At 54.6% G+C, this 12254-nt stretch carries 9 protein-coding genes; 5 read left to right on the forward strand and 4 right to left on the reverse strand.

Annotated features, from left to right (window positions below; genetic code table 11):
* Nucleotides 1-18: 18 nt before the first annotated feature.
* Entirely contained in the window at nucleotides 19-1377 is a 1359-nt protein-coding gene (locus KGP17_RS26120) for a Fic family protein (RefSeq protein WP_223498604.1), read from the forward strand.
* A 285-nt stretch (nucleotides 1378-1662) separates the two neighbouring features.
* Here the strand turns inward: KGP17_RS26120 and spy are convergent, their stop codons facing one another.
* Nucleotides 1663-2166 (reverse strand): ATP-independent periplasmic protein-refolding chaperone Spy, encoded by a 504-nt coding sequence (gene spy / locus KGP17_RS26125; protein ID WP_021807378.1) that lies wholly within the window; start codon nucleotides 2164-2166, stop codon nucleotides 1663-1665.
* A gap of 411 nt (nucleotides 2167-2577) precedes the next feature.
* On the opposite strand from spy, the gene pdeR reads away from it, so the two are divergent.
* On the forward strand, nucleotides 2578-4569 hold the full coding sequence (gene pdeR / locus KGP17_RS26130) for a cyclic di-GMP phosphodiesterase (RefSeq protein ID WP_021807377.1): 1992 nt from the start codon (nucleotides 2578-2580) through the stop codon (nucleotides 4567-4569).
* A gap of 19 nt (nucleotides 4570-4588) precedes the next feature.
* Here pdeR and KGP17_RS26135 read toward each other — a convergent pair whose 3' ends face one another.
* Entirely contained in the window at nucleotides 4589-5455 is an 867-nt protein-coding gene (locus KGP17_RS26135) for a crotonase/enoyl-CoA hydratase family protein (protein WP_021181809.1), read from the reverse strand.
* A gap of 321 nt (nucleotides 5456-5776) precedes the next feature.
* Here KGP17_RS26135 and yhjD point away from each other — a divergent pair, with 321 nt between their 5' ends.
* The 3 genes from yhjD (at nucleotide 5777) to KGP17_RS26150 (ending at nucleotide 9281) form a co-directional block, all read left to right on the forward strand.
* Nucleotides 5777-6772, forward strand: a complete 996-nt coding sequence (gene yhjD, locus KGP17_RS26140) for an inner membrane protein YhjD (protein ID WP_021181810.1) — start codon at nucleotides 5777-5779, stop codon at nucleotides 6770-6772.
* A 341-nt stretch (nucleotides 6773-7113) separates the two neighbouring features.
* Nucleotides 7114-8436 (forward strand): MFS transporter, encoded by a 1323-nt coding sequence (locus KGP17_RS26145; RefSeq protein WP_021807376.1) that lies wholly within the window; start codon nucleotides 7114-7116, stop codon nucleotides 8434-8436.
* Nucleotides 8437-8528: 92 nt separating this feature from the next.
* Nucleotides 8529-9281, forward strand: a complete 753-nt coding sequence (locus tag KGP17_RS26150; protein WP_223498605.1) for a CDP-diacylglycerol diphosphatase — start codon at nucleotides 8529-8531, stop codon at nucleotides 9279-9281.
* Between the two features lie 7 nt (nucleotides 9282-9288).
* Here KGP17_RS26150 and KGP17_RS26155 read toward each other — a convergent pair whose 3' ends face one another.
* Complete coding sequence (locus tag KGP17_RS26155; protein WP_223498606.1) at nucleotides 9289-11334, reverse strand: AsmA family protein; 2046 nt, start codon at nucleotides 11332-11334, stop codon at nucleotides 9289-9291.
* Nucleotides 11335-11437: 103 nt separating this feature from the next.
* Entirely contained in the window at nucleotides 11438-12238 is an 801-nt protein-coding gene (pdeH, locus tag KGP17_RS26160; protein ID WP_179248696.1) for a cyclic-guanylate-specific phosphodiesterase, read from the reverse strand.
* Nucleotides 12239-12254 lie beyond the last annotated feature (16 nt).

A 12254-nucleotide genomic window follows, 5' to 3' on the forward strand; every position in this document is an offset into this window, starting at 1 on the left:
CGCAGGAAACAAACATCGATGACATCCTCAGTTACCCTACCCAACCTGCAGCAGGCCATCCTAACCGCCATCGCTGCCGCGAAAACTCCCGTCAGTTCTGGGGAACTGGCGAAGCAGCTTCAGGTCGGTCGCTCCACCATCAAGCGTCATATTGAGGTCCTGCTCAGGGAAGACAGAATCATCCGATACGGCACCGGACGAGGAACCCGTTACACCCTCTCTGGGCAACAGACAGAGTTGGTACAACCCACTTCTTCGGTCACAACAGACAGTGGCATCGCACCTCACACCACGGAGGCGCAAGCTCTTCTCAACTACCTACACTCCCCACTGACTAGCAGGGAGATTACTGGTTATGACCGAAGCTTTGTGGAGGACTACATCCCGAACCAGACCTTTCTGCTGTCAGAGTCTCTTGCCAGGGCACTAATGGAAGAAGGGAAGATGGCCGGGCAGCAACCTGCAGGGACCTATGCCCGAAAAGTGCTGGAGCAGTTGCTGATTGATTTATCCTGGTCCTCATCGCAATTGGAAGGCAACCGGTATTCCTTGCTGGCAACCGAGGAACTCTTTAAAAGCGGGACAGAAGCCGGGGATATGGATGCAGTGATGCTGTTGAACCATAAGCAGGCGATTGAGTTTATGGTCGATGCCGTCCCCGAATCCGGACTGACTGGCCCTGTCATCAGCAACCTTCATGCTCTATTGATGCACGACTTGCTTTCTGAACCGGAAGGTCTCGGGGCCATCAGGAAGAAGATAGTGAATATCAGCGGAACAACTTACACTCCGCTGCAGACACCTTTCCTGCTGCAGGAGATGTTTGACAAAATTATTGAGAAGGCCCGGCAAATCATAAATCCGGTAGAGTCCGCATTTTTTCTGTGGGTCAATCTTGCCTACCTGCAACCCTTTGAGGACGGTAACAAAAGAACCAACAGGCTCGCGGCCAACATTCCGCTGATGCTGTATAATAGTGCCCCTTTGTCCTTCCTTGACGCTGATGCCACGAATTATGCATACGCCATGATGGGGGTCTATGAAAAGCGTAATGTGGCTCTAGCGGTGGAGTTGTTTGAGCATCTGTACCGTCGCTCAATAAAACGCTACGCCGTGACACTCCAGGCAATGGGTGTTCCTGACCCGTTCAGACTGCGCCACCGGGAGGACTTAAATACAGCCATCCGCTATATCGTCACCGACAGGGAGAGTATCGAATCCGCCCTGCTAGCCATCACTATTGCCACAGAAGATAAGGAGCAGTTCAGGGCTCTCCTGCAGGATGAACTCCGGGTACTGAACACGCACAACTGCGCCCGGTATCGCCTTTCGATGCGTATGACGGAACAGTGGATTAAAGACGGGAAACCGGCCTAGTCGCCCCGTTCAACCCATGCGAGATCCGCGGGAAATAGGCTGTAGGCGTGGCAGCACATACACCATCCTCAATTTTTCATTCCAGATGGTCTTCGGGGGAAAATTCATTAAGAGTGATGATTTCAAACTGGTATTACTGGGGAGAGAGATCTTTGAACATGGCGGCCAGTCTATTTTTTACACTAACCTTATTAGGTTAAATTTTAGCTTCACGGTCAGGACGTTGTCATTAATAAAAAAAGCCGGGCAAATAACCCGGCATTTTTATTTTGACAGCAATGTTAATTATTCAGCGGCAGGCTGTTGATCGCGCATTTTTTTCATATGCTCCATCATCTTCTGCTCGCGTTTCTGATAATTCTCATTGTATTGTTTTTTCTGCTCTGGCGTTAGCAGGTTATACATTTTGTTTTCCGCTTTGGCGCGTTCCAGCATGTGCTCGGATTGCGCTTTACCGATCGCATCGATCTGGGCTTTTGCTTTGGCTTCGTCGAAGCTTTCCGAAGCGATCATGCTGTGCAGTGCCTGGCGCTCGTCTTTAGCACCCGGGCCGCGTTTTTGATGCGACTCTTTCATGATATCGCGCATCTGCTGGCGCTGCTCTTTGGTCAGGTTCAGGCCGGCAAACGGGCCTTCTTTGCCTGGGCCTTTATGATGCATCATTTTTGCCGGTGCAGCGGCTGTGGCCGATGCGGTTGCCGGGGTGGCAGTTGCGTCCGCAGCAAAGGCGGCAGAAGCAGAACCCAGGGCTAAGGTTGAAGCGACAAATAAAGCAGTCAGTTTACGCATAATTATTTCCTTAAAAGTTATTCTTCATCAGGAGCGCTGTACGTTAACAGGCTCACTATCTCGTCGTCGGAAATAATAGTATGCGCATGAATATATAGTAATGCGAGGGAGTGTAAATTTTTTAAAATCAAAAATGGCAATATTCGTCAATTATGAATAAATTATGGAGAAGGCGTCTGTTATTTGGAAGATTACATGACCCAAGCGTAATTATTAGTGTGGCTTTTGTCCACCTCCAGCTTGGGATTAATTTAGCATCCCTAGCCACAACTCTGGCTCAACGAAGCCAAAAACTGATTTTCGCACACTACGCGGTTCTCTTTTACACTCTATACAGACGTCGTTCACGCGATCCCCATCGTCTTTCAGGCTGCAGCGTAGGGTCCGGCTGTCCCATTTTGAGGAATGAACATGTTCGCAGACCAAGGCCCGATACTCCTTAACACCCATTTTGGCACCAGCAGCCCTTACTGGCATCTGGCGTTTGACAGCAATGCCCTGCAGTTGACGGCAATCAAAGGCAAAACACACCTTGCCGTGGCCCTCGACGAAATGCAGGCGGCGAAAATCCGCCGTCTGAGCGGGGTCACCGCCAGCCTGGATCTGACCATCCAGCTCAGCGGCCAGCCCATCCACCTGCATTTGGTCGGCCGCCGGATCAATAAATTTGAGTGGGCTGGCACCGCCTCTGCCTATACCGATACCGAAGCCGTGGCACGTGATTTGGTGCACGGCCTATCGTTTGCCGAACAGGTGGTGTCAGAGGCTAATTCCGTCATTGTCATCGTTGACCAACACGGCCGCGTCCAGCGCTTTAACCGCCTGAGCGAAGAGTATACCGGCCTGCAGGAACAGGACGTGATTGGCAAAAACGTCTTCAAGATGTTTATGAGCCCCGAAGAGGCCGCAGCATCCCGGCGCAATATTGCCAACTTCTTTCACAACGGGGCCTCCTATGAGGTGGAGCGCTGGATCAAAACGGTCAAAGGCGAGCGGTTATTCCTGTTCCGCAACAAGTTTGTCCACAGCGGCAGCGGCAAAAAAGAGGTGTTCCTGATCTGTTCCGGCACGGATATCACCGAAGAACGCCGTGCCCAGGAACGCCTGCGGCTATTGGCCAATACCGATACCATCACCGGCCTGCCAAACCGCAACGCCATTCAGGATGATATCAACCGGGCGATAAGCGAACGCGGTGAAAGCCACGTAGGGCTGGTCTATCTCGATCTGGATAACTTCAAAAAAGTGAACGACGCCTATGGCCATATGTTTGGCGATCGCTTGCTGATCGAGGTGTCCCACGCCATTCTCAGTTGCCTGGATCATGGAGAAAAACTTGCCCGTCTGGGGGGCGATGAATTTCTGGTGCTGGTCACCCAGGCCGACCGGATCATGCTGCAAGAGCTGGCCCAGCGCATTATCGATCGCTTGCAAATGCCCTTCCGCATCGGCCTGATCGAGGTCTACACCGGCTGTTCGATTGGCATTGCCCTCTGCCCGCAACATGGCCACGATCTGGACAGCCTGATCCGCAGCGCCGATACCGCCATGTACGTCGCCAAAGAGCACGGCAAACGCACCTTTATCGTCTTCTCGCCGGACATGAACCGCCGCGTTGCCGAATACATGTGGCTGGATACCAACCTGCGTAAGGGGCTGGAACAGGAGCAACTGGTGGTGTATTACCAACCCAAGGTCACAACGCTCAACGGAGCCGTGAACAGCGTAGAGGCGCTGGTCCGCTGGGATTCACCGGAGCGCGGGCTGATCCCACCGCTGCAGTTTATCTCCTATGCCGAAGAGTCCGGGCTGATTGCCCCACTTGGCCGCTGGGTGCTGCAAACCGCCGCTAAACAGGCTGCCATTTGGCAGCAGCAGGGGCTGAATTTACGCATTGCGGTTAACCTTTCCGCCAGGCAGTTGGTGGATGACAGCGTGGTAGACGATCTGGTTGAGGTACTGCGAGAAAACCAGCTTTCTCCCTGCACTCTGGACTTTGAGCTGACCGAGAGCAGCCTGATAGAAGATGAGAATCGGGCGCGTGAGGTGATCGCCCGGCTACGGGCCTTGGGCGCCCAGGTACACCTGGATGATTTTGGCACCGGTTACTCCTCTCTGGCCCAGTTGGCACGTATCCCGCTGGACGCTATCAAGCTGGATCAAAGCTTTGTTCGCGGCGTCAATCTGGCCCCGGTATCACAGTCATTGATACGCGCCATCGTCGCGGTCGCCGAAGCGCTACAGTTCAAGGTGATTGCCGAAGGGGTCGAGACGGACAGTGAAAATCGTTTCCTGGACTGCGTAGGGGTAGATGAAAAACAGGGATTCCTGTTCGCCCGGCCGATGCTGCCCGAACAGTTGGAGCAGTGGCTGAAAACCTATAGCCCGCAATCACCAAAGTGATGCGGGCGGGAATTAACGCTTAGCCAGCGTGACGCTGATTAAGCGTGTGCCGATCCTGCAACATCACCAACCGTTCAATGTACAGGCGATCCTTCTCCTCGATGGTAAAGGCCGCGTGCACCCAATCCTCGGTAATGTCCATCAGCTCGGAGCGGGTTAACTGTAATACCCGCTGACGCGCGCGTAACATGGCACGCATACCGTTCAGCTTGGGCCTGATGGTGTCGATGAAGGTACGAGTCGCCATATAGGCATCACCTGGTTGAAACAGCTTATCCACCAGCCCATAGTTTTCGAACCATTCGGCAGTGTGAGACTCGCCGCTCCAGATCAGTTCTTCCGCCAGGCGCATACCTGCCTTGCGGGCTACCAGTGAATAACCGCCCATACCGGGAAACAGATTGAAGGCGATTTCTGGGAACCCCATCCGTGCGTTGTTCTGCGCCAAGACAAAATGGTGCGCCAATGCCGCCTCAAAACCGCCCCCTAGCGCGCTGCCCTCCACCATGGCAATGCTGATGGCCCCGGTATCAAAACCTCGTGCTGCCGCATGCACACAGTCGATACAGGCCCGGGCATATGCCATCATCGCCTCACGCCTGCGGTTTTTGATCGCTTCGGCAAAAAAGCTCAGATCCCCGCCGACGTTAAACATGTTTTGCACCAGCGAGCCGGTGACCCAGAAGTCGAACTGCAACGTCGACTCTTTCGCCGCCTGCGCCAGCGTCATGATGTCTTCTATCAGCGCCTGATTGAAGCAAGGGCGCGGCTCTGCACGCAGTAACATCCACATGATGTGGCGATCTTCCTCGTAATAAGCGGAAAGTTGCGACAGGTTGCCCGCTTCGGTAAATGGACGACAGGTGGGATGATTGAATAATTTCATAAGACCTTCCATTTTATCTATTGATTCAGGAAATAACCGTTCCAGCCCCTACGGCTGCAGTAGGCGCATGCCGGATAAAAAAGCGCGCGCCATAAGATGAGTAAAAGCCTTCCTGGCGCTGAGATAGATAAAATTGCAGGGATCCGGCAGAAAAACAGACGTGTGGTGAATAGGACAAAATCGAACGTTCTTGCTCGCAGCTGTCGGTAGAGGCCATCATCAGAATTAACCCAATCTCGTCCATTAGCGACCAAATCGAGGGCATATTTGGCTATAATCAAGCACATGCCCATTGATTTACCTGAAGGATACCGTGACGTAATGCAGAATAAAGCCGCTCCAGAGCAGCCTGAGGCCATTGAGAAACCGACGATCGCCATCAAAACCGGCAATCAAAAACTGGATAAAGGCCTTTCGGGGTTCGCTCGCCTGATAGAGCGCGTTAAAGCCTGGCCCACCATCGCTCACCTGCTGCGAGCCACCGAACGCTTCAACGACCGTCTCGGCAGTCAGTTTGGCGCCGCCATTACCTACTTCTCGTTTCTCTCACTGATCCCGATCCTGATGGTGTCGTTTGCCGCCGTGGGCTTTGTGCTGGCATCTAACCCGGATTTGCTGGCCGAATTGATCAATAAGATCGTCAACAGCATCAGCGATCCCACGCTGGCCAGTACCTTGAAGAACACGGTGAATACCGCCATCCAGCAACGTACCACCGTCGGCCTGACCGGTCTGGCGCTGGCGCTGTACTCCGGCATCAGTTGGATGGGTAACCTGCGTGAGGCGATCCGCGCCCAGTCCCGTGACGTCTGGGAACGTAATCCGCAGGATCAGGAGAAAATCTATTTTCGCTACACCCGCGATTTTATTTCATTAACTGGCTTGGTGGTGGCGCTGATCGTCACGCTGTCGTTAACCTCGATTGCGGGTTCTGCCCAGGCGGCCATCGTGCATGCGTTGGGACTGGATGGCATTGAATGGCTGCGGCCGGCGATGACGCTGATCGCGCTGTCGATCTCCATTTTTGCCAACTACCTGCTGTTTCTGTGGATCTTCTGGATGCTGCCACGCCATAAGCCGAAGAAAAAAGCGCTGCTGCGCGGCACCCTGATCGCCGCAATTGGCTTTGAAGCCATCAAGTTTGTGATGACCATGACGCTGCCGCAGGTCGCCAAATCACCTTCCGGTGCCGCCTTTGGCTCGGTGATCGGGCTGATGGCGTTCTTCTACTTTTTTGCCCGCCTGACGCTGTTTTGCGCCGCCTGGATCGCCACGGCACAGTATAAAGAGGACAAAACCCTGCCGCAGGGCAAGTGAATATCCACCATCAGCATGGTATTCATGCCAGTCGCAAGGTTGCGACTGGTTTTTTATTTCAATAATCAACTCAAAAAGCAGTCAATAACTCTAAAACCAGACTAACCGATCGGCAAAAACCAGCATAACAAACTACCCTATAACTTTTCTTTGCACCTTTTCCAGTCATTCTCTCTGCTTATAGCTCACTTCACCACGTTAACGACCATAGAACGTCAACTCGTTAAAACATTAGTCTTTTTAACAGTTTATTTGCCAGATAGTACAAAATCTCCCCGTTGAAAAGCCATTTTGCTATGACTAAGATGAATTTTTCCCTAGTCAAAATATAAGAAATAACTATGCAAGCCACCATCGCAACCCCCTTGGACGCCGATGCCGCGTCCACACCGGTTAACTCCCGGGGAAAAGTCATCGTCGCCTCTCTGGTCGGTACCGCCATCGAGTTCTTTGATTTCTATATTTATGCCACCGCTGCGGTGATCGTATTCCCGCATATCTTCTTCCCACAGGGTGACCCGGCAGCTGCAACGCTACAATCGCTGGCCACCTTCGCCATCGCCTTTGTGGCACGGCCCATCGGCTCTGCTCTGTTCGGCCACTTCGGCGACCGCGTCGGGCGGAAGGTCACCTTGGTGGCTTCACTGCTGACCATGGGGATTTCCACCGTGCTGATCGGCCTGCTGCCAAGCTATGCAACCATTGGCATCTTTGCACCGATCCTGCTGGCGCTGGCACGCTTTGGCCAAGGCCTGGGTCTGGGTGGCGAATGGGGCGGTGCCGCGTTGCTGGCCACCGAGAATGCGCCTGCCAACAAACGTGCGCTGTACGGCTCTTTCCCGCAGTTGGGTGCACCGATCGGCTTCTTCTTCGCCAACGGCACCTTCCTGCTGCTCTCCTGGTTGCTGACTGACGAACAGTTCATGACCTGGGGCTGGCGCGTACCGTTTATCCTCTCTGCCGCGCTGGTGCTGGTTGGTCTGTATGTGCGTATTTCGCTGCACGAGACTCCGGTTTTTGCCAAGGTGGCCAAAGCGGGCAAACAGGTGAAGGTCCCGCTCGGGACGCTGTTGAGCAAACACAAAAAGGCTACCATCCTGGGTACCTTCATCATGCTGGCTACCTATACGCTGTTCTACCTGATGACCGTTTACTCCATGACCTACGGCACGGCCGCAGAGCCGCTGGGGCTGGGATATTCACGTAACAGCTTCCTGTGGATGCTGATGGTAGCGGTGATTGGTTTTGGCGTGATGGTGCCGATCGCCGGTTTGCTGGCCGATGCCTTTGGCCGCCGCAAGACCATGATTGTCATCACCCTGTTGATGATCGGCTTTGCCTTCCTGTTCCCGAGCATGCTGGGTTCCGGCAATCAGCTGTTGGTGATGGCTTTCCTGCTGCTGGGGCTGAGCATTATGGGCCTGACCTTTGGCCCGATGGGCGCACTGCTGCCTGAACTGTTCCCAACCGAAGTGCGCTACACCGGAGCCTCGTTCTCGTATAACGTGGCCTCGATCCTGGGGGCTTCGGTAGCGCCTTATATTGCGACCTGGTTGGCTAACAACTACGGGCTGTTCTACGTTGGCATGTACCTGGCGGCCATGGCCAGCCTGACGCTGATTGCGCTGCTGCTGATGAAAGAAACCCGCCACACGTCTCTGTAATCCTCTCCCGGCCCCCTGCCTATGGGGGCCTGTTTGTCTGTTGTCACAAATCCCGGCTATGCTATCCCTCCATTTGCTGAGGAAACCCGCCCATGTCATTGCGCCGTTGGCTCTGTTTGTCTGTTACGTTGCTGATTATTATCGCCATTGCCACCTATTTCTGGCTGAAACCGGCCCACCCGGATGCGCTGTGGCATATCGTCAGCCAGCAATGCCTGCCGAATCAGCAACAAAACCATAATCCGGCGCCCTGCACACAGGTAGATGAGCAGGCCGGGTTCGTAGTGCTGAAAGACCGCAATGGGCCTTTGCAATACCTGTTGATGCCAACGGCCAAAATCACCGGCATTGAAAGTCCGCAGGTACTGAAGCCCGATACCGCCAACTTCTTCGCCTTAGCCTGGCAGGCCCGGCATTTTATGGCGGATAAACTCGGTAAACCGATCGACGATGCCGCCATCTCTCTGGCGATCAACTCCGAATATGGCCGTACGCAAAATCAGCTGCATATTCATATCTCCTGCCTGCAACCGGCGGTAAAAAACCGGCTGGCGCAGCTGCAAGAGGATTTCAGTGAAAGCTGGCAGCCGCTACCTGGTGGATTGCTGGGGCATGATTATTTGGCTCGCCGCGCCAGCGCTGCTGAACTCAAGCAGCTTGGGGCATTCCGTTTGCTGGCTCAGGGCGTTGAGGGCGCACGTGAAAGCATGGGGAGCTACGGCATGGCGATGACGGCCTTACCGGGAGGAGATTTCCTACTGCTGGCTGTGAAACGTAACCTGTGGCAGCTGAATCTAGCCTCCGCCGAAGAGATCCAGGATCACAGCTGCCAGGTACTACAGTAATCTTGGGTCACTTCTTGTTCTTCATCTGCTGCAGGATTTTGCCACACTGGTTTTCTTCGCCACCGTCACTAGGTGAAACCAGAGCCAGCAACGCTGCTGCCGGGGCGACAACCACACCCAATGCCACCGCAGCCACCCCGCGAGCAATCAACGGCCCAGCCTTCACGCCAGCGTCCGGTTTTTTAAACGTCCCTTTGACATACAGCGGCGAACGCAAGGTCAGCACCCGCATCCCTTTACTTTCCGGATCGATGGACAGATCCAGCCGCTCGGTGGCGAAATTGATGTTGCCGGTGATGTTGATGATGGCATTTTCCGTATCAAACACGAACAGTCGTGGCGTCGCCAACCCGCTGCGAATGCCGACATCCGCCGCAGCGCAGTTGATCCCCACCTCGTCATCGCCAAACAGTTGAGCGACCAGGTAGTTACCTACGTTGAGGCCCAGGATTTCCATCAGGCTGCGGCTGATCACGCCGTCATTGATCAGCAGGCGCAGATCGCCGCTGCTGGTCGCCAGCAAATCGGCCACCGAGTTGCCGCTGCCTGTTAGCTTGGCATCGCCGTTCAATTCCCCCAGGCTGCGCTTCATCGACTCCACGTTCGGCAGCAGCTGCTTCAGCTGGAACTTACGCGCGTGCATATCCACCCGGCCCTGCATCGGGCTCTTGCTACCATCAAGACGGACGGTGGCATTCAGGTTGCCTCCGGCCACGCCGAAGCGCAGCGGGTCCATCAGGATCACTGCGTTATCCAGCTTAAGATGGGTATTCAGATCGCTCAACGGCAGCGAACTGCCATGCTCAATGCGTTTAGCGGTAAATTTGACGTCGGCATCCATTACACCCCAGCTTTTGGTTTCGAACTTCTCAACCGGCAGCACTTTGTCGCTCGGCTGGCGGGTTTTCTCGCCGCGATTGGCTTTCTGCTGATTGGAGTCCGCGCCGATCAATGGCGCAAGATCGGCAAAACGCAGCTGTTTGGAAAGCACTTCACCGCTCAACTTGGGCCGCGGGTGGCTCGCAACGTACTTCAAGTCCCCATGGATATCGCTGTCACCGATCTTGCCGTCAAAGCCCTGATACTCGAATACCGCACCGCCCGGTTGATGCAACTGGGCGATAAGATGGCCATCGGTAGAATAAGGTGGAGTGTTGGGTAACAGCACGCCGGTCAGCGCATACAGGTTTCCCAGGCTGTCACCGGAGAATTTCAGCCGTAGATCCAGGCCGCCAAGGTTCAGCGGATCGGACAACGTCCCCGCAACCTGCACTCTGGTATTGCCGGAACGGACATCGGCCTGCAGCGGGAACGGAATATCAGCACTTTGCAGTGACAGCATGCCACCTATTTTGCCGCTGCCTGACAGCGCTTCACCGTGGTATTTTCCTTTAATCTTCCAGCCGAAGACATAATCCGGCGTCGTCGCTTTATCTCCCGGCTGCTTACCCGCAACTTCACTAAAGGGCAGAGGCTTGCCAAGTGGGTCGATCAGCGCCTGGAAATCGGCCTTGAGCGTGGCGTCTTTAAAATCAATCTGGCCGCGATCGAACACGATATCGTGAATGCTGACAGACCAGTCTGACTGCGGTTGGTTGGGGTCTTTTTCGGCGCTGTTAGCCAGGTTGAAGGTCCAGTTATTGTCACCGTTCGCCAGGCGCTGTAGCGAGGCATTTGGCTGTTTCAACCAGATACGCGGGATCAGCACCTCTTTGCCCAGCAGCGCCAATGGCGCGATCGAGGCATCGACGCGTTGCAGTGTGACCATCTCATCACCGGGGATCTTGGCAGGGTTGCCCAGCATAATATCTTCGGCGTGAATATGCGGCCAAGGTACCCAGGCACGCCAGCCTCCCTCATCCTGGTGACGTTGCCAGTTAACGCCCAGATCGCCACGAATAGCAAACGGGCGCTGCAGCTCGGCGGAGACTTTGCTATTGATGGTGGGTTTGAGGCGGTTCCAATCGAAGGTGGCAATGAACACCACCAAAACCACGATAATCAGCAGTACGATGCCGCCAATCCAGCTAAAAGTTTTGCCTGTTCTTGTCATAGCGGCTCCCTTGAGGCGATAGCTGACTGCGAAAATTGATAAGCAGCCTTACTGAAAGCCTAGTCGAGGATAAGCCTAAGTTCACGCGATGGGAACTAATGGGTCAAGGGATGGGGGCAATAAACCGCGTAGGCAGCGTTTTCAGCTGGTCAAAATGTGCAGGGCGGCTCAGGTAATACCCTTGGGCTGCAAACGCGCCAGAGCGCTGTACCAGCAGCCATTCCTGCTCTGTTTCTACCCCTTCGACAATCACTCCGTCGCTATGCTGGCTCATCAGGCGCACCAGGGTAAAAAACAGCTGGATGCCCTCGTCGCTTTGCTTGAGCAACATGAACAGCTCGCGCGCCACCTTGATATACTGATAACGCCAACTGCTGACCGCAGAGAAATTCGCCAACCCGCTACCAAAATCATCCAGCCACAGGCGCTCCGCTCCGGGGATATGCTGCAGCGGCCCATTCAACGCCCTGTCTGCCTGCTCAACCAGCTCAAAACGCAGGTAAGGCATGACGCTGATTTGCCGCTGCATCGCCGGGTGTCGCTGCAGGGCCTGTAAGGCCTTGCCGTCGATATTGATGGAGACCATCAACGCATGGTGGATAAACATGGCCTGCCATTGCTGCAGTAAATTGAGCTGTTCCTGAAGCACCGCCAGGCGCTGGCGCAACCCCAGCGCGGCAAAGTAGTCCTCGGGGGAGACCGGCTTGCTCGGTGCCGCCGGATGATGCACCGCAGTAAGCAGCTCTACCGCCAGCAATTTGCCGCAGGTGCGGTAAATGGGCTGAAAAGTATACAAACGCCGACACTGCCGCCAGTAACGGAAGACCTTGGCACGCTGCCAGGCGGCAAACAATGGCGTCAGTAGACCAGAGATCATGTTGGTTATCATCGGTTCTATCGCCATTAGGGAATGGGAACGA

The organism is Serratia sp. JSRIV001 (assembly GCF_019968745.1).
Lineage (GTDB): Bacteria > Pseudomonadota > Gammaproteobacteria > Enterobacterales > Enterobacteriaceae > Chania > Chania fonticola_B.